Source organism: Streptomyces sp. NPDC029674, assembly GCF_044903205.1.
In the GTDB taxonomy this organism is placed as follows: Bacteria; Actinomycetota; Actinomycetes; order Streptomycetales; family Streptomycetaceae; genus Streptomyces.
The window spans coordinates 55,897-81,560 of sequence record NZ_JBJDPY010000012.1 but is presented as its reverse complement, the minus strand read 5'-3'; the positions used below and the strand labels follow the sequence as shown (position 1 = coordinate 81,560).

Below are 25,664 nucleotides of genomic sequence, written 5' to 3'. Positions count from 1 at the left end.
GACGAGGGACGGGCGAACGCGTGGCCGAGGCGGCAGACTTTCCGGGGACGAGCCCCTCACCTGCCCGCCGGTGGCTGCGGCGCACCGCAGCACTGCTGGTGGGTACCCCCTTGCTGGCCGGCCTCCTGACGGCCCCGACAGGGCCCGTGGCGCAGGCCGCCACGCCGAGCACGAAGGCCGGGACGGCCGTGCCGAGCGCGAAGGCCGACGCCACCGGCTCGCGCACCGTCGACGTGTCCCTGGACTCGCTCACCCCCACCGCTCCCGGTGAGGGCGACACCCTCACCGTTTCGGGCACGGTCACCAACAACGGCAAGCAGCCGGTGACCGCCGCGCAGGTCGGACTCCGCGTCGGCACCCCTCTCAGCAGCCGCAGCGCGATCGACAGCGCGGCGAAGCGCACGGGCTTCCAGCCGGGGGCCGAGGGCAGGGAGATCGGCGGGAAGTACGTCGAGAAGATCAGCAGGCTCGCTCCGGGAGTGCGGCAGGACTTCAGCATCTCCGTACCGGTGAAGGCGCTGTCCCTCGGCGGCGACGGCGTCTACCAGCTGGGTGTCGCCCTCACCGGCCAGAGCGCCGCCCAGCCCTACCCCCAGGTGCTCGGCATCGAGCGCACCTTCCTGCCGTGGCAGCCCGACGCCGCCGACACGAAGACGAAGACCACGGTCCTGTGGCCGCTCACCACCTCGACCCACCTCACGGCGAAGACGGGGTCCGACGAACAGCAGACACCCGTCTTCAAGAACGACGACCTGGCCGACGAGCTGGCCCCGGGCGGGCGCCTGGAACAGCTCCTGTCCCTCGGCAGCCGCCAGGACGTCACATGGGTCATCGATCCGGACCTGCTCGCCTCGGTCGAGGCGATGACGAAGAGCTACCGGATCGAGAACCCCGATGGAACGACCAGCAGGGCCGGCAAGCACCAGTCCGTCGCCAATCAGTGGCTCAACGACCTCCAGGCCGCCGTGAAGGGCAAGAAGGTCGTCGCGCTGCCCTTCGCCGACCCCGACCTCGCCTCCCTCGCCCACACCGGCAAGGCGGTCGGTGGCTCTCTCGGGCACCTCAAGGAAGCCACCGAGGTCGGCGCCAGCACGGTGAAGACGATCCTTCAGGTGAAGCCCACCACGGACTTCGCGTGGCCTGCCGACGGGGCCATCGATCCGTCGATCGTCGACGTCGCCACCTCAGCGGGCGCTCACACAGTGATCAGCCGCAGCGACAGCCTTCGTGAGACCGGCGGCCTCTCGTACTCGCCGACCGCGGCCCGGCCCATCGGCGGCGGCACCACCGCCGTAGTGGCGGACGCCCGTCTCTCCACGGCCTTCCAGGGCGACATGTCGGACGCCGGGAACTCCACGCTCGCCGTCCAGGAGTTCCTCGCCCAGAGCCTCATGATCAACCTGCAGGACCCGGACAACCAGCGGAGCATCGTCGTCGCACCGCAGCGCATGCCCTCGGTGAGCCAGGCCCAGGCCATGGAGAAGGCGCTCAGCGCCCTCTCCGACGAGAAGTGGTCACAGTCCGAGAGTCTGACCGCCGCCGCCAAGGCCAAGCCCGACCCGCAGGCGACCACCCAGGTGCCGTCGGCCGGGGCGTACCCGGGCTCACTGCGCAGGCAGGAACTGTCACAGAAGTCCTTCGAGACCATCCAGAACACCCAGAACCGGCTCGAGCGCTTCCAGGTGATCCTCAACGAGAAGGACCGCGTCGTCACCCCCTTCGGGCGGGCCATAGACCGTGGGATGTCGACGTCCTGGCGCGGTCGCGCGGCGGAGGCGACGGCGTACCAGGAGAGCGTCTGGAAGTACCTCAGGGACCTCACCAGGCAGGTGAGCCTGATCAAGAGGTCCGACGCGAAGCTGTCCGGCCGCAGCGCGACCATCCCGGTGTCGGTGCAGAACAACCTGGTGCAGGGCGTCGACCATCTCGTCCTGCGGCTGTACTCGCAGAACCCCACCCGTCTGAAGATCGGCGGCGGACAGTTCGAAGAGAAGCAGATCAAGATCGCGGGCGGCCACTCCCAGTCCGTGAAGTTCACGACCACCGCCAACGCCAACGGTCCGGTACCGGTGTACGCCCAGCTCTTCACCGAGGACGGTGAGCCCTACGGCGACGCCGTGCGCTTCGACGTCAATGTCACCGAGGTCACCCTCACTGTGATGCTGGTCATCGCCGGTGGACTCCTCCTGCTCGTCCTCGCCGGGTTCCGGATGTACACCCAGCGCAAGCGCGCGGCCCGGAAGCAGGCCCAGGAGGGGCCTGGCCAGGACCCGGAGGAAGGCTCGGACGGGGGTCCCGAGGAGGGCCCCGACGGTGAGTCCGGCAGTGGGCCGGGGACGGACGACCCCGAGCAGCCGAGTGACCCGACACCGGACACCGCTCCCGAAAGCACCGACCCGTCGGACACGGGTGAGAGAGTGGACCGTTGAGCGATGTCGTGGCCGGTGGGCCCGGGGACGATGAGGTGGGGTAACCATGAACGCGCCGTACGACGGTGACCGTGGCCAGGGCGCGGGCGGCTCCGCCTCGCCCGAAGGCCCACCGCCCGGCTCCCCCGAGCACGGGCAGGTGCCGCCGCAGCCGGCGCCGGACATGTACCTCCAGGACGCCTACGACCAGGACCCCTACCGGGCGCAGGACCTCTCCGCCCAGGACCCGGTGACCGAGGCGCTCTACGACCGCGCGGCGCACCCCCCGCCACCGCCCGGCACGTATCAGCAGCAGCCGCTCTACGGCCAGCCGCCGACCCCGGAGCACGCCCCCGACCCGCGCGTGTGGGCCCAGCCCCCGGCCCCCGAGCCGGAGGGGCCCACCCGCCACCTCCCCTACGGTGACGACGCCCGCACGACGCAGTTCGTGGGCGTCGACGACCTGGTCACCCAGGCCGGCGAGGAGCGCCACGAGCCGGACGCGTTCGCTCACCTCTTCCGCGACCAGCAGGTCGGCGGCTACCGCGACCAGCAGGGCAACGGCTACCAACAGAACGAGTACCAGCAAGGCGCCTACCAGCAGGACGGCTACCAGCAAGACGGGTACCCGCAAGGCGGCTACCAGCAAGGCCATGGCTATCAGCAGGGCGCGTACCCGCAAAGCGAGTACCAGCAAGACGGCTACCCCCAAGGCTCCGGCTACCCCCAGGGACACGCCTACCAGCAGGGCCACGGCTATCAGCAGGGGGACGACTACCAGCAGGGCAACGGCTACCAGCAGCCCGCCAACGGCGGTTACCCGCCCGCTGCCGAGCAGCCGCTCGTCCCCGGCCCGGCCGCCGCCCCGGTACCCGCTCCCGCCCAGGCCCCCGCGCCCGCACCCGCCGCCAAGTCCGGCGGCCGCGCGTCGAGCCTGCTGAAGTCGAGCGCGCTCATGGCGGCCGGCACGCTGGTCTCGCGCCTCACCGGCTTCATCCGCTCCGCACTGATCGTCTCGGCGCTCGGCGTCGGCCTGCTCGGCGACACCTTCCAGGTCGTCTACCAGATCCCCACGATGATCTACATCCTCACCGTGGGCGGCGGCCTCAACTCCGTGTTCGTACCGCAGCTGGTGCGCTCCATGAAGGAGGACGAGGACGGCGGAGAGGCATACGCGAACCGTCTGCTGACCCTGGTCACGGTGGCGCTCGCCGCGCTCACCGTCCTCGGCATCGTGCTGGCCCCGCAACTCGTACGGATGATGTCCGTGCCCGTCGCCAACGACGCGGCGGCGACCGACGTCGGCACCACGCTGCTGCGCTACTTCCTGCCCTCGATCTTCTTCATGGGCGTCCACGTGGTGATGGGGCAGATCCTCAACGTCCGCGGCAAGTTCGGCGCGATGATGTGGACGCCGGTCCTCAACAACGTCGTCATCATCGCCACGCTCGGCATGTTCCTCTGGGTCTACGGGACGTCGGAGACGTCCGGCATGACCGTCAAGAGCATCCCGCCGGAGGCCGAGCGCCTCCTCGGCGTCGGTGTCCTGCTCGGCCTCATCGTCCAGGCCCTGGCGATGATCCCGTATCTGCGCGAGACCGGTTTCAAGCTGCGTCCGCGCTTCGACTGGAAGGGCCACGGCCTGGGCAAGGCCGCCAAGCTCGCCAAGTGGACGATCCTGTTCGTGCTGGCGAACCAGGCCGGTGCCGTCGTCGTCACCCAGCTGGCCACCGCCGCCACGGTCGACCTGCCCTCGGCGGCCGGCATCGGTTTCGCGGCCTACGCCAACGCCCAGCTCATCTGGGGACTCCCGCAGGCCATCATCACGGTCTCCCTGATGGCGGCCCTGCTCCCGAGGCTGTCCCGCTCCGCGAATGACGGGGACACCGGCTCGGTCCGTGACGACATCTCGCAGGGACTGCGCACCACGGCTGTCGCGATCGTGCCGATCGCCTTCGGATTCGTCGCGCTCGGCATTCCGATGTGCACCCTGATCTTCGGGTCCTCCGGCAGCCCGCAGGCCACGAACATGGGCTTCATGCTGATGGCCTTCGGCCTCGGCCTGATCCCCTACTCCGTGCAGTACGTCGTGCTGCGTGCCTTCTACGCCTACGAGGACACGCGGACGCCGTTCTACAACACGGTCATCGTCGCCGCAGTGAACGCCGCCGCCTCCGCGGCCTGCTTCTTCGTCCTGCCGACCCGCTGGGCCGTCACCGGCATGGCGGCCGTCTACGGCCTCGCCTACGCCATCGGCGTGGGTGTCGCCTGGCGACGGCTGCGGAAGCGGCTCGGCGGCGACCTGGACGGCTCTCGCGTCCTGCGTACGTATGCCAGGCTCGGTATCGCCTCGCTGCCCGCGGCCCTGCTCGGCGGCGGCGCCGCGTACGCGGTCACGCAGGCGCTCGGACAGGGCGTGCTCGGCTCGCTGGCCGCACTGGTCGCGGGCGGTGCCGTCCTGTTCGGTGTCTACTTCATCGCCGCGAAGCGCATGCGGATCGAAGAGCTCAACTCGATGGTCGGAATGGTCCGTGGCCGTCTCGGTCGGTGAGATCGGCAGGCTCGCACAACCATCGTCGGCCACCGTGTGTCGTGCATAGCGCCGGACTGTGGGCACAATTGGCTTTGGCGTCTGACGAAGCGCGATGGATGGGGAGGCAGGAACGACGGTGGCGGAACGGAGCACGGCTGCCGTCGACGTGGCAGACAACAGCGGTGACGAGCCGCTGACCGCCAAGGCGGAGCAGCCCACGGCCGACGGGGAGGCCCAGACCCGGGAGCGGGACACGGCAGCAGACGAAGAGGCGGCGGAGACAGACAGGTCCACGAGCCCCGGGGCGTCCTCGCCCCCCGAACTGCACAGCGGACACAAGCTCGCCAGACGCTATCGGCTCGAAGAGTGCGTCACCCGTCTGGACGGTTTCAGCAGCTGGCGTGCGGTCGACGAGAAGCTGCGCCGGGCTGTCGGCGTGCATCTCCTGCCCGCCGACCACCCGCGGGCCCGCTCGGTGCTCGCCGCGGCCCGTTCCTCCGCGCTGCTCGGTGATCCGCGCTTCGTACAGGTCCTGGACGCCGTCGAGGAGAACGACCTCGTCTATGTAGTCCACGAGTGGCTCCCGGACGCCACGGAGCTCACCGCGGTCCTTGCCGCCGGCCCGCTCGAGGCACACGACGCCTACCAGCTCGTCAGCCAGGTCTCCCAGGCCATGGCCGCCGCGCACCGTGAGGGCCTCGCGCATCTGCGGCTCACCCCGAGCGCCGTGCTGCGCACCTCTACGGGGCAGTACCGCATCCGTGGCCTCGCCGTGAACGCCGCACTGCGCGGCATCAGCTCCGAGACACCGCAGCGCACGGACACGGAAGCGATCGGCGCTCTCCTGTACGCCTCCCTGACGCAGCGCTGGCCGTACGAGGACGACGCGTACGGCCTCTCCGGGCTGCCCAAGGGCGTCGGGCTCATCGCCCCCGACCAGGTGCGCGCGGGCGTCCACCGAGGCCTGTCGGAGCTCACCATGCGCGCGCTCGTCAACGACGGGGCGACCGCTTCACGCCAGGAACCTCCGTGCACGACGCCGGAGGAACTGGTGAAGGCCATCGCTGAGATGCCCCGCATCCGCCCGCCGGAGCCCGCGTTCACCGCGCCACCCGAGTACCAGCGCACCACGTACCAACAGGGCACGTACGGCCGCCCGGCGGCCCACCCCGGGGTCACCCAGCCCGTGCCCACCCCGCCGCCCCCGCTGCAGAGCCGTACCGGCAGGGCCCTCAAGTGGGGTGTCTCCGCGCTGCTCATCGCCGCGCTCGGGCTGGGCAGCTGGCAGCTGGCGGACGCGCTGATGGAACACGAGAAGTCCAGCGACCCGGGAAAGACGAACACCAACACGGGTGGCGACAAGGGCCAGCCCAGGCCCAAGAAGCCGATCAGCATCAAGAACGGCCAGGAGCTCGTCCTCAAGGGCAACGCCCAGGAGCCGGAGAACGTCCGCCACACCTATGACAAGGACCGGGCCTCTCTCTGGCGCACGAAGACGTTCAGGGAAGGGCCACCGCTCGCCCCCTTCAAACCCGGTGTCGGTATCGTCTACGACCTCGGCTCGGAGCAAGAGGTCTCCGAGGCGTCGGTATCCCTTCTGTACCCCGGCGACCGCACCACGGTCTCGCTGTACGCCACGGATTCGCTGTCGCCCTCGACGGACATCGAGTCCATGAAGAAGATCGGCACCGGCACCACGTCGGACACCACCGTGAAGATCAAGTCCAAGAAGCCCGTGAAGTCGCAGTACGTGCTCCTCTGGATGACCGCGGTCCCGTACTCCGGTGTCGACGGGTACTACGGGGCGGGCTACAAGCAAGCCATCAAGGACGTACAGCTCAAGGGCTGAGGGTTCGGCCCGCCACAGCTCACTGGGGGAGGGGGTTCGACGGTGAACAGCGCCGCACACGGTGACATGAGCGATCAGGACCTCCTCGCCGCCCATGTCGCCGGCGACAAGGACGCCTTCGGTGAGCTCGTGCGGCGCCACCGCGACCGCCTGTGGGCCGTGGCGCTGCGCACCCTCGGAGAGCGCGAGGAGGCCGCTGACGCGGTGCAGGACGCCCTGGTCTCCGCCTACCGCGCGGCGCACACGTTCCGGGGCCAGTCCGCCGTGACGACGTGGCTGCACCGCATCACCGTGAACGCCTGCCTCGACAGAGCACGCAAGGCGGCCTCCCGGAAGACCTCCCCGATCGACGACAGCGAGCGCCTCGAGCAGCTCCTGGAGCCTGCCGAATCGGCCGCGGCCCCCGTCGAGCGGGGCGACCTCCACCGGGAGCTCCTGGAGGCTCTCGGGACCCTCCCCCACGATCAGCGCGCCGCTCTCGTCCTGGTCGACATGCAGGGCTACCCGGTGGCCGAGGCCGCCCGCGTCCTCGACATCCCCACAGGGACGGTCAAGAGCCGCTGCGCGCGTGGCAGAGCCAGATTGTTGCCGCTGCTCACTCATCTGCGTACGGGGCCACCTTCGCGCGACGAGACCAGCGCCGACGGAGGAAGCAAGAAGACCGGCTCGGGAAGGAACCGCACGCAGGGGACATCCGTCCCACCGGCAGCAGGGCCACAGGACACAGGACCAAGCGATTCAGCTGCCGTGAAGGGCGGAGGTGGGCGAGCGTGACAACCGCGACCGACTCGGACGGGCACCCGGATGTCGCTGAGATCTCCGATCTGACCGAAGGCCTGCTCTCTCCGTCGCGCACGAGCGACGTGCGACGGCACCTGGACAGCTGTGAACTCTGCACCGACGTCTACGCCTCGCTCGAGGAGATCCGGGGCATGCTCGGTACGCTGCCAGGCCCGCCCCGTATGCCGGACGACGTCGCCGGACGCATCGACGCGGCACTCGCCGCGGAAGCGCTGCTGGACTCCACCGCTCCCGAAGGCCTCTCCTCCGAGACAGCGGTGTCCGAGCCCGTCACCGTCGCTGCTTCTCCGTCCACCCCCACGTCGACGCCCGGCCCCGCGCGTGTTTCACGTGAAACAACGTCCGCCTCCGCCTCCTCAAGGAGCGCGGACCGCCCTGCGGGACATGCGCGTGCGGCCACCGGCCCCGGTCGCGGCGGTCGCCTGCGCGCCACGCGTCGACGCACCACGGTGCTCGGCGCGGTCTTCACCGCGGCCGCCATCGGCCTCGGCACTCTGCTGATCCAGACCATGGGCGGCGACTCCGGAGGGACGGCCGGAACGCCTCCGGAACATCGGGACACCGCCAACTCCTTCTCCGAAGGAAAGCTCAAGGGCCGCGTCGCCGATCTCCTCGAGAAGAACGCGCCCCACGAGACCGGGGGGAAGTCGGACACCTCGCCTCCGTCCTTCGACATCCGCAACAGCCCGGAGTCCCCCAAAAAGTCGGCCGATACCAAACGCGCGGTCCAGGTGCCGGACTGCATTCAGCGCGGCATCGGCGACAAGACGCCACTCGCCGCCGAAGAGGGCTCGTACGAGGGCAAGCGCGCCTACCTCGTCGTGGTGCCCCATGACTCGGACAGCACCAAGGTCTCCGCGTACGTCGTCGACGCCGCCTGCGTGGGCAAGTCCTCGCCCGCCGCGGGCAAGGTCCTCGTGACGCACTCCTACCCGCAGAACTGACACCGCGGCCGACCGCCCAGCGGTCCATGGCACTCCTCGTCCTGCCACACTTCCGTGCGCTCGGACACGTCCGGGAATGCAAGCCCCGTAGGATCCGTTGGGTGGGGTGAGAGTCCTGAGACAGGCACCCACCAGCAGTACGCAGCAGTCCCCAGAGACGAGGAATCAAGCCGTGACCGACGTCCGTAACGTGATCATCATCGGCTCCGGGCCCGCCGGCTACACGGCGGCGCTCTACACCGCGCGCGCGTCGCTGAAGCCGCTGGTGTTCGAGGGCGCCGTCACCGCCGGCGGTGCGCTGATGAACACCACCGAGGTGGAGAACTTCCCCGGCTTCCAGGACGGTGTCATGGGCCCTGAGCTCATGGACAACATGCGGGCCCAGGCCGAGCGCTTCGGTGCCGAGCTCGTGCCCGACGACATCGTCTCCGTCGACCTCACCGGTGAGATCAAGACCGTGACGGACACCGCGGGCACCGTGCACCACGCGAAGACCGTCATCGTCACCACCGGCTCGCAGCACCGCAAGCTCGGCCTGCCCAACGAGGACGCCCTCTCCGGACGCGGCGTCTCCTGGTGCGCCACCTGCGACGGCTTCTTCTTCAAGGACCAGGACATCGCCGTGATCGGCGGCGGCGACACCGCGATGGAGGAGGCGACCTTCCTCTCGCGCTTCGCCAAGTCCGTGACGATCGTGCACCGCCGCGACAGCCTGCGTGCCTCCAAGGCGATGCAGGAGCGCGCCTTCGCCGACCCGAAGATCAAGTTCATCTGGGACAGCGAGATCGCCGAGATCAAGGGCGAGCAGAAGCTCTCCGGCCTGACGCTGCGCAACCTGAAGACCGGCGAGACGTCGGAGCTGCCGGTGACGGGTCTGTTCATCGCGATCGGCCACGACCCGCGCACGGAGCTCTTCAAGGGGCAGTTGACGCTCGATGACGAGGGCTACCTCAAGGTCGACGCACCCTCGACCCGGACGAACGTACCCGGTGTCTTCGGCGCCGGCGACGTCGTCGACCACACGTACCGTCAGGCGATCACGGCGGCCGGCACCGGCTGCTCCGCCGCTCTCGACGCCGAGCGCTTCCTCGCTGCCCTCGTCGACAGCGCGTCGGCGGCCGTCACCGCCTGACACCTCTTCCCCACCGCACAACCGAGTTAAGGAGCCTCCTGTGGCCGACCTGAAGAACGTGACCGACGCCTCCTTCGAGGAGGTCGTGCTCAAGAGCGACAAGCCCGTACTGGTGGACTTCTGGGCTTCCTGGTGCGGCCCGTGCCGTCAGATCGCCCCCTCCCTGGAGGCGATCGCGAAGGAGCACGGCGACAAGATCGAGGTCGTCAAGCTCAACATCGACGAGAACCCCGGCACGGCCGCCAAGTACGGCGTCATGTCGATCCCGACCCTGAACGTGTATCAGGCGGGCGAGGTCGCCAAGACCATCGTGGGTGCCAAGCCGAAGGCGGCCATCGAGAAGGACCTGGCTGACTTCATCGACGATTAATCGGCGGCGATGTTTCACGTGAAACACGAATGGACCAGTCCCTGAGGGGCTGGTCCATTCGCCTTTCAGCAGCCCGCTCCTCGGCGGCGCCGCATCATGCGACGGCGGTTCCCTCCAGCTCGACCAACTGGCCCGGGATCGCCAGCCGCGTCACCCCGAGCATCGTGGTGGTCGGGGCCACCGCTGCGGCGCCCAACCGCGCCGCCAGCACGCCGTAGTGCTGAAAGAGCAGATCGACGTCCGTCGTGTAGACGTTGAGCCGGACCAGGTTCGCGAGAGACATGCCGGCCTCGACGAGCACCGCCTCCACGTTCTCGATGCTCAGTCCCAACTGCGCTGCCATGTCGCCGTCGTGCTGGGGCTTGCCGTCAGCGCTCATCGCGGTCTGGCCCGAGATGTACAGGGTCCGGGTGTGCCCGGAGACAACCTCCCCCTGGTTGAACCCCATCTCCGCCGACCACGTCACCGGGTTGACCGCCGTTCGTTCCACTGTCACGTCAGCTCCATTTCGATTCGCCTCGTCGTCGCGTCACAGAGCCTCGCAACAATTCACGACATCCTTGGTCACGTATTTCGATAACGTTCCCGTATGCGCGCCGACCGGTTGGTCTCGCTGGTGCTGCTGCTGCGTCAGCGAGGTCGGCTGACCGCGGACACGCTCTCCCGTGAGCTGGAGGTATCCACTCGCACCGTGCTGCGCGACATCGAGGCGCTGTCCGCGGCCGGCGTCCCGGTCTACGCCGAGCGCGGCCGACACGGCGGCTTCGTATTGGCGCCCGGCTTCCGCACCGAGCTCACCGGCCTGAACCACGACGAGGCCCTCGCTCTACTGACTGCTGGATCGGGCCGCGGTGAGCAGGTGTTCGGCCTCAGCTCGGCGCTCGCTTCGGCCATGCGAAAGGTGGTCGACGCACTGCCCGAAAGCCACCGCAGCACCGCGAGCGACGCGGCCCAGCGTTTCCTCGTGGAGCCGGAGACCGACCTGCTCTCACGCCGGCTGGTCACCGAGGAGGTGGCCGCCGGCACGATGATCGAGGTCCGGCGCGCGGTGCTGGCAGGGCACAAGCTGCGCATCCACTACGCGGCCACGGGACAGGCACCACAGTGGCGCACGGTGGACCCGATCGGTCTGGTCACCGTGCGCGACCGCGCCTACCTGCTGGCCACGAGATCCGGCGCCGACCGTACCTACCGGCTGTCGCGGATGCTGGCCGCCGAGGAGCTCCCGGAGACGGCACAGCGACCGAACCAGGTCGACCTGGACCGGATCTGGCGGGAGCGCTCCGCGCGGTTCCTCTCCGACGGCGACCACATCACCGCGCTGGTCCGGGTGAACCCGGCGCGGCGAGAGGATCTGGTGGACACAGCGCTCGCCGTCCGCACGAAAGAACCCGGCCCCGACGGCTGGCCGCGGTTGAAGGTGACCTACCAGGACTCTCGTCACGCCGAATGGGCGCTGTGGCAGCTCGGCACGGACGCGGAAGCCCTGGCCCCACAGTCCTTGCGCACATCCCTGCGCGACCGCGCCGCCGCGATCGCCACCCACTACGAAGACTCGTGCTGAGTCCTTGGGTTCACAGCGGCCGGAGCGCGGGCTCCTTCTGCACCGCTCCCAGCAATCGGTCGAGCGCCATCTCGACGTCTTCCTTCCAGGACAGCGTCGTACGCAGTTCGAGCCTCAGCCGCGGATAGGAGGGATGCGGGCGGACCGTCTTGAAGCCCACCGCCAGAAGGTGATCCGCGGGCAGCACGCACGCGGGCTTCTCCCACCGCGCGTCGCCGAAGGCCTCGATCGCCTTGAACCCTCTGCGCAGCAGGTCCTTCGCAACGGTCTGGACGATCACCCGGCCGAGCCCCTGCCCTTGGTAGCCGGGCATGATCCAGGCCGTCATCAGCTGAACGGCATCCGGGGAGACGGGGCTCGTGGGGAACGCCGTGGAGCGCGGAACGTACGCCGGAGGTGCGTAGAGCACGAAGCCCACCGGTACGTCGTCCACGTAGACCACCCGGCCGCAGGAGCCCCACTCCAGAAGGACGGCGGAGATCCACGCCTCCTTCTCCAGGTCCGGGGTTCCGGCCTTTACCGCGGCTTCGCCACTGACCGGGTCCAGCTCCCAGAAGACGCAGGTGCGGCAACGCTCGGGGAGGTCCGGGAGGTTGTCCAGTGTGAGCGGTACGAGCCGACGCCCCATGAAGGCGGTTCCTCACTTCCGTCGGCCGCCGCGCTGCGGGCGGCTGTCAACGCGCTGCGTTCCCTGAGCAGGCTGCCGACGAAGCCGCCGACCGCTCCCAGCCCGAGGCCCGCTGTCATCAGTCCGGTGCGGCTCATCGTTCGCATGGCCCCCGCCTCCCCAAAGAGGTGCCGTCAGGTGGATGCGCCATACCTGAACGCATCGTATCCACGATGGGATTGCATCGAAACCGTAAGAAAGCAAAGAGCGGGCCGTGTTCCGGCACAGACCGGACACGGCCCGCTTTCGCGGTGCTTACCTGCGGGTCAGGCCTTGTCGTCCTCAGAGGCCTCGTCCGAGTCCTCCTCGGCCAGCCCGTTCTTCAGGACCGGCCCCTCGCCCGGAGCCAGCGTGCTGAGAATGCGCTCCAGGTCTTCGAGGGAGGCGAAGTCAACGACGATCTTCCCCTTTTTCTGACCCAGGTCCACCCGCACCCGGGTCTCGAACCGGTCGGAGAGCCGGGTGGCGAGGGTGCTCAGCGCCGGCGAAACCCGGGCACCGGCCCGCGGTCCCTTCGCCTTCGGAGCACGCTGCGGCCGCGAACCCATGAGGGTCACGATCTCCTCGACGGCACGCACCGAGAGGCCCTCCGCCACGATCCGGTGGGCGAGCCGGTCCTGCTCCTCCGAGTCCTCGACGGAGAGCAGCGCCCGGGCGTGCCCCGCGGAGAGAATCCCGGCAGCGACCCGGTTCTGCACCGTCGGCGAGAGCTTCAGCAGACGCAGCGTGTTGGAGACCTGCGGGCGGGACCGGCCGATGCGGTCCGCCAGCTGGTCGTGTGTGCAGTTGAAGTCCTTGAGCAGCTGGTCGTAGGCGGCGGCCTCTTCCAGCGGGTTCAGCTGTGCGCGGTGCAGGTTCTCCAGCAGCGCGTCCAGAAGGAGCTTCTCGTCCTCGGTGGCCCGCACGATGGCGGGGATGCGCTCCAGGCCCGCCTCCCGGCAGGCCCGCCAGCGCCGCTCACCCATGATGAGTTCGTATCGCGCGGGTCCCAGCTGCCGTACGACGACCGGCTGGAGAAGCCCAACTTCCTTGATGGAGGTCACGAGCTCGGCGAGAGCGTCCTCGTCGAAGACCACGCGCGGCTGCTGCGGGTTGGGGGAGATGGAGCCGATCGGCAGCTCGGCGAAGTACGCGCCGGCCACGGCCTGGTTCTCCGGCGTCTCCGCGGCCTGCTGGAGTGGCTCCACCGTTTCACGTGAAACAGGGCTCTGCGGGAGTGCCGTCACCTTCGCGGCCGCCACGCCCCGCTCGGCGGTCAGTACCGGCACCGCCGAGGGAGAGGTGGAGGCTCCGCTCGCGTTCTGCGGGGCCTGCTTCTCCGTCGGGGCTGCGGGGATCAAGGCACCGAGGCCTCGCCCCAGTCCTCTGCGTCGCTCGCTCACTGCATCCCCTCCGTCATGCTGTGCTGGTCGTTCTGAGCGCCCATGTGGGCGTGCTGGACGTCGTAGCGCACTCCGACCCCGCGCAGCGCGATCTCGCGTGCTGCTTCGAAGTACGAGAGGGCGCCGCTCGATCCTGGATCGTAGGTGAGCACTGTCTGGCCGTAGCTCGGGGCCTCGGAGATGCGGACCGACCGCGGAATGCTGGTCCGCAGGACCTCGTCGCCGAAGTGGTTGCGCACCTCGTCCGCCACCTGAGAGGCGAGCCGGGTCCTGCCGTCGTACATGGTGAGCAGGATGGTCGACACGTGCAGGTTCGGGTTGAGGTGCCCCCGCACCAGGTCTACGTTGCGCAGGAGCTGGCCGAGGCCTTCCAGTGCGTAGTACTCGCACTGGATGGGGATCAGCACCTCCGCACCGGCCACCAGAGCGTTGACCGTCAGGAGACCCAGCGAGGGCGGGCAGTCGATGAGGATGTAGTCCAGCGGCTGCTCGTACGCCTGGATCGCCCGCTGCAGCCGGCTCTCCCGTGCCACCAGCGACACCAGCTCGATCTCCGCACCGGCGAGATCGATGGTGGCCGGGGCACAGAAGAGACCCTCGACATCGGACACCGGCTGGACGACCCCGGCGAGCGGCTTGCTCTCGACCAGTACGTCGTAGATGGACGGCACGTCGGCGTGGTGATCGATACCGAGAGCCGTGGAGGCGTTGCCCTGCGGGTCGAGGTCGATCACCAGGACGCGGGCGCCGTGCAGAGCGAGCGAGGCAGCGAGATTGACGGTCGTCGTCGTCTTGCCCACCCCACCCTTCTGGTTGGCGACCACCATGACGCGGGTCTGCTCGGGGCGAGGCAGGCCCTCGCCTGCGCGGCCGAGCGCGTCCACCGCCAGTTGGGCAGCACGACCGATGGGTGTGTCGTCCATCGGGGTCGGTGTTTCACGTGAAACATCCTCCCCCGCCGACTCGGTACGGGGACCGGGGACCGGATCGGTCATCGGTCCCGCGATGTTGGCGTCGGACCGCAAGGATTCACTCTCCTCGACATCAGGCTCGCAATGAACAGAGCCTCCCATGCTTTCAGGGTCGTGAACCAGCGAGGCCCGGTCTTCTGTGGACGAATCCACCTCTGTGGAAAACTCCGTGCCCTTATCGAGGGAACCGAGTGGACGACGGTCGCGAGGTTCCGCGGCGCGGCCGCGATTGATGATGCCATGCAGCAGTGAGCGACGTTTCACGTGAAACACGATGCACGGAAGCCGGGGTGCCGCTGGTGCGACACCCCGGTATGGATACGTTTGACAGCTTTTGTGGAGTACGGCTCGTCGTCAGGACGGATCAATGACGGCATCGACTCGGATCACGCGGATGGACACCGTCGGCCGTAGAGGGGCTCAGCGGCGCCGACGCGTACGTCCGGTGCGAGCGGCCTTGGCGCGCTTCGCTGCGAAGCGCACACCGCCGGGGCTCTCCCCGACCTCGACCCGTACGACGGTGGACAGCGGGTCCACCACTCCCTCACCCACGTGCAGCACGGAGGTGTCCACGGCACCGAGCTTGCTCAGGGCGGCACCCGCTGCCTTGACCTCTTCCTCAGCGGTGTCGCCCTTGAGGAGCAGCATCTCCCCGTACGGACGCAGCAGCGGGACACCCCAGGCCGCCAGGCGGTCCAGCGGAGCAACGGCTCGCGCAGTCACGACGTGGACGGGAGGGAGCTTGCCGAGTACTTCTTCGGCGCGGCCGCGCACGACGGTCACGTGGTCGAGACCGAGCAGCTCGACGACTTCGGTGAGGAAGTTCGTACGCCGAAGCAGCGGCTCAAGGAGCGTGATCTTCAAGTCCGGGCGGACAAGGGCCAGCGGAATGCCGGGCAGGCCGGCCCCGGAGCCGACGTCGCACACCGTGACGCCCTCGGGCACGACCTCGGACAGTACGGCGCAGTTCAGCAGGTGCCGTTCCCACAGCCGCGGCACTTCGCGAGGGCCGATCAGACCGCGCTGGACACCCGCGTCGGCGAGCAGTTCCGCGTAGCGGACCGCATCCGGGAAGCGATCACCGAATACCGTCCGGGCCTCTTCCGGCGCCGGGGGGAGCTCCGCTGCCTCCGTCACGGGGACCGTCCTTCCGTACCGCACTGGGGTGGCTGTCTGTCGGTGGCTGTCTATCAGGCTGACAAAGACCGGCCCCGCCTGCGAACAGACGGGGCCGGGAAACGCTCTGCCGCGATCAGGCGGGGAGTACGACGACGAAGCGCTGCGGCTCCTCGCCCTCGGACTCGCTGCGCAGGCCGGCGGCCTTGACCGCGTCGTGCACGACCTTGCGCTCGAACGGCGTCATCGGCTCGAGCTTGGCCGGCTCGCCGCTGCTCTTCACCTCGGCCGCGGCCTTGGCGCCCAGCTCCGAGAGCTCCTCGCGCTTCCTGGCGCGGTAACCCGCGATGTCCAGCATCAGGCGGCTGCGGTCACCGGTCTCGCGGTGCACGGCGAGACGCGTGAGCTCCTGGAGGGCCTCCAGGACCTCCCCGTCACGGCCGACCAGCTTCTGCAGGTCGCGGCTGCCGCTGTCGCTGATGATCGACACAGCGGCCCGGTCGGCTTCGACATCCATGTCGATGTCGCCATCGAGGTCGGCGATGTCCAGCAGACCCTCGAGGTAGTCCGCCGCGATCTCACCCTCCTGCTCGAGGCGGGTGAGGGTGTCGCCGGCCTCAGCTGCGGCAGAGGTGGTGGTGCCTTCCGTCACGGGATGGGCTCCTTCTACTTCTTGGAGGACGGGTGCTTGGGCCGCTGCTGGCCCTTGCGCTGCTGTCCCGACTTGGCACGGCTGCGCTGACCGGAGCCGGGCTTGTTGCCCTGCTTGTTGTTGCCACCGGCCTGCTTGGTCTTGGGGGAGTCGTCCGAGTCGTCCGCGGGCTCGGCCGCGGTCTTCTCCAGCGACGTCTTCGCGTCGGAGGGCTCGTCCGCCCTGGTGGCCCCGGCCGCTGCCTGCGTGGTGGCGGACTGGCGCTTGGACTTGCTCTGGCGCTTGGGCTGCTGGCGCTTCGGGGCGCCGGCGGGGGTGCCGTCCTCGGTCTCGGTGACGACGGAGGTGTCGCTCTCCACCACGGTGCCGTCGGCCTGCGCCGCGAGGCCCGCCTTGGTCAGACCGTTGATGAACTTGCGCTCGAACTCGTTGCGGTCCCGGCCCTTGGCGACGATCGCCTTGATGACGTTCGTGTTGCCACGCCCGCGCACCTTCTTGTGGTGCGTGACCTGCTTCTGCAGGCGCTCCAGGAAGGCGGCCTGAGCCTTGGAGCCCGGGGTCGGGTTCCTGCGGATCACGAACATCTGCTGGCCCATGGTCCACACGTTGGTGGTCAGCCAGTAGACGAGGACACCGACGGGGAAGTTGATGCCGAAGACGGCGAACATGATCGGGAAGACGTACATCAGCATCTTCTGCTGCTGCATGAACGGCGTCTTGACCGTGGTGTCCACGTTCTTCGTCATCAGCTGGCGCTGCGTGAAGAACTGCGACGCCGACATCAGGATGATCATGATCGCGGTGATCACACGGACATCGGTCAGCGTGGCGTTGAGCGAGGCGACCTTGTCGGCGCTGTCCGTGAACTTGGCGGCCAGCGGGGCACCGAAGATGTGCGCCTTACGCGCGCTCTCCAGAAGCCCCTCGTCGATGACGCCGACCGTCTTGCCGGTCGCGATGCCGTTGAGCACGTGGTACAGCGCGAAGAAGAACGGCGACTGCGCGAGGATGGGAAGGCACGAGGAGAGCGGGTTGGTACCCGACTCCTTGTACAGCTTCATCATCTCTTCGGACTGGCGCTGCTTGTCGCTCTTGTAGCGCTCCTGGATCTTCTTCATCTCGGGCTGCAGCGTCTGCATCGCCCGAGTGGCCTTGATCTGCTTCACGAAGAGCGGGATCAGGCAGATCCGGATCAGGATCACCAGGGACACGATGGACAGGCCCCAGGCCCAGCCCGTGTCGGGGCCGAAGAGCTTCCCGTACACCGAGTGGAACTGGACGATGACCCACGAAACTGGTGTCGTGATAAAGCTGAAGAGACTGGCAATCGTGTCCACTAATCAGGCTCCTTGAGCATGGGACGGGGTCTCGGTCTCGGCGGCCGTTCCCGGGGAGGGGTCCCCGGGCGGCGCGCTTGCGGCGGAGGGCCCGCCCTTGCGTTCGCGCCAGGCGGCGCGCAGCATCTCGTGCCACCGCGGACGCTTGCGCGGCGGTACATGGTCGACACCACCGAGCGACCACGGATTGCACCGCAGGATGCGCCAGCCGGTGAGCGCCGTTCCCTTGATCGCACCGTGCCTGTCGATGGCCAGGTAGCCGTAACGGGAACACGATGGGTAGTACTTGCACACCGGGCCCAGAAGCGGACTGATCGTCCACTGGTACAGCTTGATCAGAGCCAGCAGCGGGTACTTCATCGCGCGCCCCCTCCCAGCAACCGCTGCAAGGCGGCGTCCAGGTCTCGGGCCAGCTGTGCATGGTCGGCGTCACCCGCTCCGGGCAGCGCTCGTACTACTACCAGGCTACCGGGGGGCACCAGGGCCATCCGGTCGCGCATGAGGTGACGGAGTCTGCGCTTCACGGTGTTGCGTACGACTGCTCCACCCACGGCCTTGCTCACGACGAAACCCGCACGTGACGGGGGAAGGTTCTCCCCCGGCACGTGCGGGTCCGTTGCGCCGCTACGTAGATGGACGACGAGAAGCGGGCGTCCGGCCCGGCGTCCTCGGCGTACCGCGGTCGCGAAGTCTTCGCGCCGCCTCAGCCGATGCTCGGTAGGCAGCACGACGTCATGACCTGATCGGGATCAGGCGGACAGGCGGGCGCGACCCTTGCCACGGCGGGACGCGAGAATCGCGCGGCCGGCACGGGTGCGCATGCGCAGCCGGAAGCCGTGGGTCTTGGCGCGACGACGGTTGTTCGGCTGGAAGGTGCGCTTGCTCACTCGGGGGCTCCAGAAATGATTCGTTGGTGGCGGGACATCGCCTGGCTGTCACCGTGCGCCCACGAGAAGCTCGCGAATACGCACCGAGTGCACCGCTTCACAATCACAGATCGTGATCTTTGCCCATCGGAGGCAGGCGGCAGCAGCCATCGACAACTCGACCTGGTCACGGTACGCGGGGCTACGCCATCCGGTCAAACCGGCCATGGAGGGGAGACACTGTGCACAGCCTGTGGACAACAACTTGAACCGCAGCCGTCGCCCTGACTACCGTGACGGAACTCCGATTCGTTCCCTTCCCCCTCCCCATCCCGATTTCCGTCCCACGAACCACACGTTCGTGGGACCCCGTGAGAGAGCGTGCCCTGTGGCTGACGTACCTGCCGATCTTGCCGCAGTGTGGCCACGAGTTCTGGAACATCTGCTGGGTGAAGGCCGCGGGCAGGGAGTCGAGGCGAAGGACGAGCGGTGGCTCCGCAGCTGCCAGCCCCTGGCGCTCGTCGCCGACACCGCCCTGCTCGCCGTTCCGAACGAATTCGCCAAGGGCGTACTGGAAGGCCGCCTGGCCCCGGTCGTCAGCGAGACACTGAGCCGCGAATGCGGGCGTCCGATCCGCATCGCCATCACCGTCGACGACTCCGTGGGCGAACCCGCAGGCCCGTCGGCGCCGCCCTTCCAGCACCAGCACACCCAGCAGCAACAGCACACGCACCAGCAGCGCTACGAAGAGCCCGAGCTGCCGCCCGCCTCCAACCAGGGGCGTGAAACGTACGAGAGCTACGGACGCCGCCCCGCGGACGAGCACCAGGGCGACTCCCGGTCCGACCAGCTGCCGACCGCGCGCCCGGCCTACCCGGAGTACCAGCGCCCGGCCCCCGGCGCCTGGCCCCAGCAGCAGCCGCAGGACGACTACGGCTGGCAGCAGCCGCGGCTCGGCTTCCCCGACCGCGACCCGTACGCGAACCCGGTCCAGCAGCCGCAGCACGATTACCGCTCGCAGCCCCCACAGGACCGCTCGCCGTACGAGCAGCGGCGTCCCGAGCCGCAGGACCGGCGCGAGCGTCACGACATGTCCGAGCCGCCCGGCGGGCCGCGTGGCGGCGGTGTGCACCGGGGCGGGCCGGTCGGCCCCACCTCGTCGAGCGGTGCCCCCGGGCCGCTGGCCGCGCAGCCGGCACCCGCGACGGGCCCCGGTGAGCCGACCGCGCGCCTCAACCCGAAATACCTCTTCGACACCTTCGTCATCGGTGCGTCGAACCGTTTCGCCCACGCGGCCGCGGTGGCTGTCGCCGAGGCGCCCGCGAAGGCGTACAACCCTCTCTTCATCTACGGAGAGTCGGGTCTCGGCAAGACGCACCTGCTGCACGCGATCGGGCACTACGCCCGCAGCCTGTACCCCGGCACGCGCGTGCGCTACGTGAGCTCGGAGGAATTCACCAACGAGTTCATCAACTCGATCCGCGACGGCAAGGGCGACAGCTTCCGCAAGCGCTACCGCGAGATGGACATCCTGCTCGTCGACGACATCCAGTTCCTCGCGGACAAGGAGTCGACGCAGGAGGAGTTCTTCCACACCTTCAATACGCTCCACAACGCGAACAAGCAGATCGTGCTCTCCAGTGACCGGCCGCCGAAGCAGCTGGTCACCCTGGAGGACCGGCTGCGCAACCGCTTCGAGTGGGGTCTGATCACCGACGTCCAGCCGCCGGAGCTGGAGACGCGTATCGCGATCCTCCGTAAGAAGGCGGTGCAGGAGCAGCTCAACGCCCCGCCGGAGGTCCTGGAGTTCATCGCGTCGCGGATCTCACGGAACATCCGTGAGCTGGAGGGCGCGCTGATCCGGGTCACCGCGTTCGCGTCGCTCAATCGGCAGCCCGTGGATCTGGGGCTCACCGAGATCGTCCTCAAGGACCTCATCCCCGGCGGCGAGGATGCGGCTCCGGAGATCACCGCGCCGGCCATCATGGCGGCGACGGCCGACTACTTCGGGCTGACGGTGGACGACCTGTGCGGATCCTCGCGCAGCCGCGTGCTGGTGACGGCGCGCCAGATCGCCATGTACCTGTGCCGGGAGCTGACCGACCTCTCCCTGCCGAAGATCGGCGCTCAGTTCGGCGGCCGCGACCACACGACCGTCATGCACGCCGACCGCAAGATCCGCGCACTGATGGCGGAGCGGCGCTCGATCTACAACCAGGTCACCGAGCTCACCAACCGCATCAAAAACGGCTGACAGCGACCGGAATACGCCGCTGAGGGCGCTCCAGGACACCTCCTGGAGCGCCTTTTTGCTGTCCGCGACGCCTGCCGCGGGCCGGCCGGCGGGGTCGGCACACGCGCGTGCGGTCCGTCGCTGTTCGATTTCCCCTGCTCAGGCGGCTGTTCTCCACAGATCTGCGGACTTTTTTCCCTCCACACCCTGGGGACCGGGAAGTTGTCCAGACGCCGTCCACAGGGGACGCTGCTGAGAGATCATCAGTCCAGGTCAGGTGGTTGTGGATTCGTGGACGGAGACTCTCCACAGCCTGTGGAGAAAAAACTCGTCCACAGGCTGTGCATGAAGTTGTCCACCGGCAGCCCACAGGCTGGGAGTCGTTGTCCCCAGCTTTGCTCAGCTTCTCCACACGGCTGTCCACTGTTCGGCAACGCGACGCGCCTCCTCACCGAGTCGAGTGAAAGGCGTCACACCAAGGTGGTTGGTTGGCCTGTGGGGAAGCTGGGTAAAACTGGGGACAGCGCTGGGGAGAAGTGGCCCCCGCCTGTGCACCGGGTGTGCAGAACTTTCGCCCGTCCACAGAAACGCCTGGTTGTCCACGGGTACCGCCCACAGGGTCAGTGGATAAAAAACCGGGCCTGACCAGCGCTTTCGCGGTTATCCACGGTTTCCACAGCCCCTACTACTACTCCCGACTAGAGAGACCGGGGAAATGGTTTCGAAGCTGGGGCTGTGCACAACTCGCGCTCCGGACCTCCGGAACCGCTCGGCACGACTTGACCCCGACAGGCACCGACTGTCAGTGCGGTGCGTCAGACTGGTCCCCGGTGTCCTTCCCACGGCATGGCTGAGAGACACCGAGTCAGACGACGAGGGCCACAGGCCCAGCGGGCGAGAGCAGCCAGCAACAGCAGGAGGGCGGCTTAGGTGAAGATCCGGGTTGAACGCGACGTACTCGCGGAGGCGGTGGCCTGGGCGGCGCGCAGCCTCCCGGCCCGGCCGCCTGCGCCCGTCCTCGCGGGACTGCTGCTGAAGGCCGAGGAAGGCGCGCTGAGCCTGTCGAGCTTCGACTACGAGGTCTCGGCGCGCGTCTCGGTGGACGCGGAGATCGACGAGGAAGGCACCGTCCTCGTGTCGGGCCGGCTCCTCGCGGACATCTGCCGCGCGCTCCCCAACCGCCCGGTGGAGATCTCCACAGACGGTGTACGGGCGACGGTGGTCTGCGGCTCCTCGCGATTCACACTCCACACGCTTCCTGTGGAGGAGTACCCGGCGCTGCCGCAGATGCCGACCGCCACGGGCACCGTCCCCGGTGAGGTCTTCGCTTCGGCCGCCTCCCAGGTGGCCATCGCCGCGGGCCGCGACGACACGCTGCCGGTGCTGACCGGTGTGCGCATCGAGATCGAGGGCGACACGGTCACCCTGGCCTCCACCGACCGCTACCGCTTCGCGGTCCGTGAGTTCCTGTGGAAGCCGGAGAACCCCGAGGCGTCCGCTGTGGCCCTCGTGCCCGCCAAGACGCTCCTGGACACCGCCAAGGCCCTCACGAGCGGTGACACGGTCACCCTGGCACTCTCCGGGTCCGGTGCGGGCGAGGGCCTGATCGGCTTCGAGGGCGCGGGACGGCGTACGACGACGCGGCTGCTCGAGGGCGACCTGCCGAAGTACAAGACGCTTTTCCCCACGGAGTTCAACTCCATCGCGGTCATCGAGACCGCCCCGTTCGTCGAGGCCGTCAAGCGTGTGGCCCTGGTGGCCGAGCGCAACACGCCGGTGCGACTCAGCTTCGAGCAGGGCGTGCTGATCCTGGAGGCTGGTTCCAGCGACGACGCACAGGCTGTGGAGAGGGTCGACGCCCAGCTCGAGGGCGACGACGTCTCCATCGCGTTCAACCCGACGTTCCTGCTGGACGGCCTGAGCGCGATCGACTCCCCGGTCGCCCAGCTGTCCTTCACGACCTCCACGAAGCCCGCGCTGCTGAGCGGCAGGCCCGCCGTGGACGCCGAGGCGGACGAGGCCTACAAGTACCTGATCATGCCTGTACGTCTGAGCGGCTGAGCCCACAGGTGTGTGCGAGCGTCCGGGCGTAGGCTCGGACGCAGGTACGAAAGTGCCGTAACGCCACCTCGCTAGTGAAGGAACCTCTGATGGAGCTCGGTCTCGTCGGCCTCGGCAAGATGGGCGGCAACATGCGCGAGCGCATCCGCCGCGCAGGTCACACCGTCATCGGATACGACCGCAACCCGGACCTCGCGGATGTCCCCAGCCTCGAAGAGCTTGTGGGCAAACTCAAGGGCCCGCGCGTGGTGTGGGTGATGGTCCCGGCAGGGGCCGCGACCCAGTCCACCATCGACGAACTCTCCGAGCTGCTGCAGCCCGGCGACGTCGTCGTGGACGGTGGCAACTCGCGCTGGACCGACGACGAGAAGCACGCCGAGGAGCTGAAGGCCAAGGGCATCGGCTTCGTCGACTGCGGCGTCTCGGGCGGCGTCTGGGGCCTCAAGAACGGCTACGCCCTGATGTACGGCGGCGACAAGGACGACGTCGCCAAGGTGCAGCCCATCTTCGACGCCCTGAAGCCCGAGGGCGACTTCGGCTCGGTGCACGCGGGCAAGGTCGGCGCCGGCCACTTCGCGAAGATGGTCCACAACGGCATCGAGTACGCCATGATGCAGGCGTACGCCGAGGGCTGGGAGCTCCTGGAGAAGGTCGACTCGGTCACGGACGTCCGTGAGGTCTTCCGCTCCTGGCAGGAGGGCACGGTCATCCGTTCCTGGCTGCTCGACCTCGCGGTCAACGCCCTGGACGACGACGAGCACCTGGAGAAGCTGCGCGGCTTCGCGCAGGACTCCGGAGAGGGCCGCTGGACGGTCGAGGCCGCCATCGACAACGCCGTGCCGCTGCCCGCGATCACGGCCTCGCTCTTCGCCCGGTTCGCCTCGCGCCAGGACGACTCCCCGCAGATGAAGATGATCGCCGCGCTGCGCAACCAGTTCGGCGGCCACGCGGTGGAGTCCAAGAGCGAGCACTGATCCACAGCCTGTGCGCAACGACAGCCGTTGTGCACAGGCCTCTCAGCAATGAAGTAGGCCGGGGGAGGTCGGCGCACACCATGCACGTCACGCATCTCTCGCTGGCCGACTTCCGCTCGTACGCCCGGGTCGAGGTCCCTCTCGACCCGGGCGTCACCGCGTTCGTGGGCCCGAACGGGCAGGGCAAGACCAACCTCGTCGAGGCCGTCGGCTATCTCGCCACGCTCGGCAGCCACCGGGTCTCCTCGGACGCCCCCCTCGTCCGCATGGGCGCGGAGCGGGCCGTCATCCGGGCCGCCGTCACCCAGGGCGAGCGGTCCCAGCTGGTCGAGCTCGAACTCAATCCCGGCCGCGCCAACCGCGCCCGCATCAACAGGTCCTCGCAGGTCAGGCCACGCGACGTGCTGGGCATCGTCCGCACGGTGCTGTTCGCGCCCGAGGACCTCGCACTGATCAAGGGCGACCCGGGTGAGCGACGCCGCTTCCTCGACGAACTGATCACCGCGCGCTCCCCTCGCATGGCCGGGGTCCGGTCCGACTACGACCGGGTCCTGAAGCAGCGCAACACCCTCCTGAAGTCCGCCGCGCTCGCCCGCCGCCACGGCGGCCGCTCCATGGACCTGTCCACGCTCGACGTCTGGGACCAGCACCTCGCGCGCGCGGGAGCCGAGCTGCTCGCCCAGCGGCTCGACCTGATCTCCGCGCTGCAGCCGCTGGCCGACAAGGCGTACGAACAGCTGGCACCCGGCGGCGGACCCGTCTCCTTGGAGTACAAGCCGTCCGCACCCGGCGACGGACACACCCGCGAGGCGCTCTACGAGCAGTTGATCGCCGCCCTCGAAGAGGCCCGCAAACAGGAGATCGAGCGGGGCGTCACCCTGATCGGCCCACACCGCGACGATCTGCTGCTCAAGCTGGGCCAGCTCCCCGCGAAGGGATACGCGAGCCACGGCGAGTCCTGGTCGTACGCCTTGTCGCTGCGCCTCGCCTCGTACGACCTGCTCAGGGCCGAGGGCAACGAGCCGGTGCTCGTCCTCGACGACGTCTTCGCGGAGCTGGACGCCCGCCGCAGGGAGCGGCTCGCGGAGCTGGTGGCCCCCGGCGAGCAGGTGCTGGTCACCGCCGCGGTGGACGACGACGTCCCGGGCGTGCTCACCGGCACGCGGTTCGCGGTGTCGGACGGCGCGGTGGACCGCGTATGAGCTCCGAACAGTCTGCCGAGGGCGCCCCCAAGGACACTGCCGCGGGGACCCCGAAGACACCCGAGCCCTCCGGCGTCGACCTCGCCAGGGTGGCGCTGCGTGCGGCCAAGGAACAGGCACGCGCGCGTGGGGACGCCGCGCAGCAGAAGAAGCAGGCCCGGCGCGGCGGACTGAGGTCCGGCGCGCGCGCCGATGGCCGGGATCCGCTGCCGCTCGGTTCGGCGATCAACCGTCTGATCACCGAGCGTGGCTGGGAGACGCCGGCCGCGGTGGGCGGTGTGATGGGCCGGTGGCCGCAGATCGTCGGCGACGACCTGGCCAATCACTGCGTACCGCAGCGGTACGACGAGGACGAGCGTGTCCTGACCGTGCAGTGCGACTCGACGGCATGGGCCACCCAGCTGCGCCTCATGGCCCCTCAGCTGGTCGCACGCCTCAACGAAGACCTGGGCCACGGCACCGTACGCCTCATCAAGGTGCTCGGCCCCGGAGGCCCCCCGCGCCGCTTCGGACCCTTGCGCGCGCCCGGTAGCACGGGCCCCGGGGACACCTACGGCTGAGCCCGTCGGTGTCGGTCGCTGGTGGTTGACGGCTCGAAGCGC

The 25,664-nt window shown here is 68.9% G+C and carries 23 protein-coding genes; 13 read left to right on the top strand and 10 right to left on the bottom strand.

All coding sequences use genetic code 11. The features are described from left to right. Window positions 1–20: 20 nt before the first annotated feature. From ACI2L3_RS26955 to trxA, 7 genes are all read left to right on the top strand, one after another. On the top strand, window positions 21–2,429 hold the full coding sequence (locus ACI2L3_RS26955) for a DUF6049 family protein (RefSeq protein WP_404754969.1): 2,409 nt from the start codon (window positions 21–23) through the stop codon (window positions 2,427–2,429). Window positions 2,430–2,475: 46 nt separating this feature from the next. Then, the gene (gene murJ, locus ACI2L3_RS26950) at window positions 2,476–4,959 is read left to right on the top strand and encodes a murein biosynthesis integral membrane protein MurJ (protein WP_404754968.1); all 2,484 of its coding nucleotides are present in this window, start codon (window positions 2,476–2,478) and stop codon (window positions 4,957–4,959) included. A gap of 118 nt (window positions 4,960–5,077) precedes the next feature. Beyond that, window positions 5,078–6,790 (top strand): protein kinase family protein, encoded by a 1,713-nt coding sequence (locus ACI2L3_RS26945; protein WP_404754967.1) that lies wholly within the window; start codon window positions 5,078–5,080, stop codon window positions 6,788–6,790. A 42-nt stretch (window positions 6,791–6,832) separates the two neighbouring features. Next, complete coding sequence (gene sigM, locus ACI2L3_RS26940; protein WP_404754966.1) at window positions 6,833–7,564, top strand: RNA polymerase sigma factor SigM; 732 nt, start codon at window positions 6,833–6,835, stop codon at window positions 7,562–7,564. Next, window positions 7,561–8,535 carry an anti-sigma factor family protein gene (locus ACI2L3_RS26935; protein WP_404754965.1) on the top strand — a complete coding sequence of 325 codons (975 nt, stop codon included), beginning with the start codon at window positions 7,561–7,563 and terminating at the stop codon, window positions 8,533–8,535. Before sigM ends, ACI2L3_RS26935 begins: the two co-directional genes overlap by 4 nt. Before the next feature lie 172 nt (window positions 8,536–8,707). Beyond that, window positions 8,708–9,667: a thioredoxin-disulfide reductase gene (gene trxB, locus ACI2L3_RS26930; protein WP_404754964.1), complete on the top strand. Its 960-nt coding sequence runs from the start codon at window positions 8,708–8,710 to the stop codon at window positions 9,665–9,667. Window positions 9,668–9,707: 40 nt separating this feature from the next. Further along, on the top strand, window positions 9,708–10,037 hold the full coding sequence (gene trxA / locus ACI2L3_RS26925; protein ID WP_404754963.1) for a thioredoxin: 330 nt from the start codon (window positions 9,708–9,710) through the stop codon (window positions 10,035–10,037). A gap of 94 nt (window positions 10,038–10,131) precedes the next feature. On the opposite strand, the gene ACI2L3_RS26920 is transcribed toward trxA, so the two are convergent. Beyond that, complete coding sequence (locus ACI2L3_RS26920) at window positions 10,132–10,527, bottom strand: RidA family protein (protein WP_404755147.1); 396 nt, start codon at window positions 10,525–10,527, stop codon at window positions 10,132–10,134. Between the two features lie 99 nt (window positions 10,528–10,626). Between ACI2L3_RS26920 and ACI2L3_RS26915 the strand changes: the two genes are divergently transcribed. After that, a complete protein-coding gene (locus tag ACI2L3_RS26915; protein ID WP_404754962.1) occupies window positions 10,627–11,601 on the top strand; it encodes a helix-turn-helix transcriptional regulator in 975 nt (324 codons plus the stop codon). Between the two features lie 10 nt (window positions 11,602–11,611). Here the strand turns inward: ACI2L3_RS26915 and ACI2L3_RS26910 are convergent, their stop codons facing one another. From ACI2L3_RS26910 to rpmH, 9 genes are all read right to left on the bottom strand, one after another. Beyond that, window positions 11,612–12,229, bottom strand: coding sequence for a GNAT family N-acetyltransferase (locus ACI2L3_RS26910; protein ID WP_404754961.1), 618 nt, complete (start codon window positions 12,227–12,229; stop codon window positions 11,612–11,614). Between the two features lie 305 nt (window positions 12,230–12,534). Beyond that, window positions 12,535–13,650 (bottom strand): ParB/RepB/Spo0J family partition protein, encoded by a 1,116-nt coding sequence (locus tag ACI2L3_RS26905; protein ID WP_404754960.1) that lies wholly within the window; start codon window positions 13,648–13,650, stop codon window positions 12,535–12,537. Further along, entirely contained in the window at window positions 13,647–14,723 is a 1,077-nt protein-coding gene (locus ACI2L3_RS26900) for a ParA family protein (protein WP_404754959.1), read from the bottom strand. Before ACI2L3_RS26900 ends, ACI2L3_RS26905 begins: the two co-directional genes overlap by 4 nt. Before the next feature lie 318 nt (window positions 14,724–15,041). Then, entirely contained in the window at window positions 15,042–15,758 is a 717-nt protein-coding gene (rsmG, locus tag ACI2L3_RS26895; protein WP_404754958.1) for a 16S rRNA (guanine(527)-N(7))-methyltransferase RsmG, read from the bottom strand. A gap of 115 nt (window positions 15,759–15,873) precedes the next feature. Further along, complete coding sequence (locus tag ACI2L3_RS26890; RefSeq protein ID WP_404754957.1) at window positions 15,874–16,389, bottom strand: protein jag; 516 nt, start codon at window positions 16,387–16,389, stop codon at window positions 15,874–15,876. Window positions 16,390–16,403: 14 nt separating this feature from the next. Further along, on the bottom strand, window positions 16,404–17,726 hold the full coding sequence (gene yidC, locus ACI2L3_RS26885) for a membrane protein insertase YidC (RefSeq protein WP_404754956.1): 1,323 nt from the start codon (window positions 17,724–17,726) through the stop codon (window positions 16,404–16,406). Window positions 17,727–17,729: 3 nt separating this feature from the next. Next, complete coding sequence (gene yidD, locus ACI2L3_RS26880; protein ID WP_404754955.1) at window positions 17,730–18,086, bottom strand: membrane protein insertion efficiency factor YidD; 357 nt, start codon at window positions 18,084–18,086, stop codon at window positions 17,730–17,732. Continuing rightward, entirely contained in the window at window positions 18,083–18,454 is a 372-nt protein-coding gene (gene rnpA / locus ACI2L3_RS26875; RefSeq protein ID WP_404754954.1) for a ribonuclease P protein component, read from the bottom strand. The genes yidD and rnpA overlap by 4 nt, the downstream gene beginning before the upstream one ends. Window positions 18,455–18,475: 21 nt before the next feature. After that, window positions 18,476–18,613 (bottom strand): 50S ribosomal protein L34, encoded by a 138-nt coding sequence (gene rpmH / locus ACI2L3_RS26870; protein ID WP_003949374.1) that lies wholly within the window; start codon window positions 18,611–18,613, stop codon window positions 18,476–18,478. 367 nt (window positions 18,614–18,980) lie between these two features. Here rpmH and dnaA point away from each other — a divergent pair, with 367 nt between their 5' ends. From dnaA to ACI2L3_RS26845, 5 genes are all read left to right on the top strand, one after another. Then, the gene (gene dnaA / locus ACI2L3_RS26865; protein WP_404754953.1) at window positions 18,981–20,846 is read left to right on the top strand and encodes a chromosomal replication initiator protein DnaA; all 1,866 of its coding nucleotides are present in this window, start codon (window positions 18,981–18,983) and stop codon (window positions 20,844–20,846) included. Window positions 20,847–21,755: 909 nt separating this feature from the next. Then, a complete protein-coding gene (gene dnaN / locus ACI2L3_RS26860; RefSeq protein ID WP_404754952.1) occupies window positions 21,756–22,886 on the top strand; it encodes a DNA polymerase III subunit beta in 1,131 nt (376 codons plus the stop codon). 89 nt (window positions 22,887–22,975) lie between these two features. Then, on the top strand, window positions 22,976–23,860 hold the full coding sequence (gnd, locus tag ACI2L3_RS26855) for a phosphogluconate dehydrogenase (NAD(+)-dependent, decarboxylating) (RefSeq protein WP_223775665.1): 885 nt from the start codon (window positions 22,976–22,978) through the stop codon (window positions 23,858–23,860). An 80-nt stretch (window positions 23,861–23,940) separates the two neighbouring features. Continuing rightward, window positions 23,941–25,062 (top strand): DNA replication/repair protein RecF, encoded by a 1,122-nt coding sequence (gene recF / locus ACI2L3_RS26850; protein WP_404754951.1) that lies wholly within the window; start codon window positions 23,941–23,943, stop codon window positions 25,060–25,062. Beyond that, window positions 25,059–25,622, top strand: coding sequence for a DUF721 domain-containing protein (locus tag ACI2L3_RS26845; RefSeq protein ID WP_404754950.1), 564 nt, complete (start codon window positions 25,059–25,061; stop codon window positions 25,620–25,622). The genes recF and ACI2L3_RS26845 overlap by 4 nt, the downstream gene beginning before the upstream one ends. The last annotated feature ends 42 nt before the right edge of the window (window positions 25,623–25,664 follow it).

What these genes read in the sequence shown, in the direction of transcription:
- recF (WP_404754951.1), top strand. Translation starts at nt 23,941, where the DNA reads ATGCACGTCACGCATCTCTCGCTGGCCGACTTCCGCTCGTACGCCCGG.
- ACI2L3_RS26900 (WP_404754959.1), bottom strand. Translation starts at nt 14,723, where the DNA reads ATGGGAGGCTCTGTTCATTGCGAGCCTGATGTCGAGGAGAGTGAATCC.
- gnd (WP_223775665.1), top strand. Translation starts at nt 22,976, where the DNA reads ATGGAGCTCGGTCTCGTCGGCCTCGGCAAGATGGGCGGCAACATGCGC.
- yidD (WP_404754955.1), bottom strand. Translation starts at nt 18,086, where the DNA reads ATGAAGTACCCGCTGCTGGCTCTGATCAAGCTGTACCAGTGGACGATC.
- ACI2L3_RS26915 (WP_404754962.1), top strand. Translation starts at nt 10,627, where the DNA reads ATGCGCGCCGACCGGTTGGTCTCGCTGGTGCTGCTGCTGCGTCAGCGA.
- ACI2L3_RS26910 (WP_404754961.1), bottom strand. Translation starts at nt 12,229, where the DNA reads ATGGGGCGTCGGCTCGTACCGCTCACACTGGACAACCTCCCGGACCTC.
- ACI2L3_RS26845 (WP_404754950.1), top strand. Translation starts at nt 25,059, where the DNA reads ATGAGCTCCGAACAGTCTGCCGAGGGCGCCCCCAAGGACACTGCCGCG.
- murJ (WP_404754968.1), top strand. Translation starts at nt 2,476, where the DNA reads ATGAACGCGCCGTACGACGGTGACCGTGGCCAGGGCGCGGGCGGCTCC.